General features: G+C 72.6%; 1 protein-coding gene. It reads right to left on the bottom strand.

Going from position 1 to position 649, the window contains the following annotated elements:
- Nucleotides 1-174 precede the first annotated feature (174 nt).
- Nucleotides 175-649, bottom strand: a 475-nt coding sequence (locus BN4332_RS24480; RefSeq protein WP_200820345.1) for a CopD family protein, incomplete at its 5' end; no start/stop codon positions are given.

Genomic DNA, 649 nt, shown 5'->3' on the forward strand with positions numbered 1-649 from the left:
CCGCGCCGGCCGCGGACGCGTCGGCGGAAGCCGATTCGGCCGGGGCCTCGGGCTTCTCGGCGGGGTGATCCTGCTGCTCTGCCATCTGGCTGCTCCTTTGCAGTATCTGGTGTTCCGCGCCAGCGCGGGGTGTGGGGGCCGGCAGTGTTTCCATCATGCCAGGCGCCACGGTGGTCAACCCGTGACGGCCAGAGCGGCGGCCAGCGTGACCGCCACGGCCATGACGGCCAACTCGACCGACGACCGGGTCCGCGACAGTGCGGCGCTGCTGCGATGCGCGCGTGCCGCGGGCAGCCACTCCGACCTGTTCCGCCAGGCCAGCGCCAGCAGCACGGCGGTCACGACCACCTTGGCCGTCAACACCCGGCCGTAGCCGGTTCCCCACAACTCGGACGGCGAATTCAGCCGGATCGCTGCCCCGGCCACTCCTGCCACCAGCAGCGCACCCACACACGACAGCGACAGTTGCGAGAACCGCGGCAATACCCGGGCCCACTGACCGCGGTGCGTCACCGTCAGCACCAGTGCCGCGAGCACGCCGCACCACACCGCCGCGGCAAGGGCGTGCACCGCGACGGCCATGCCGCCGACCGGGCTTTCCGACAGATGGCCGGCCAGGGTGCGGGCGGCCATCCCGACGGCCGCGATC

It is taken from the genome of Mycolicibacterium houstonense (assembly GCF_900078665.2).
GTDB classification, from domain to species: Bacteria; Actinomycetota; Actinomycetes; order Mycobacteriales; family Mycobacteriaceae; genus Mycobacterium; species Mycobacterium houstonense.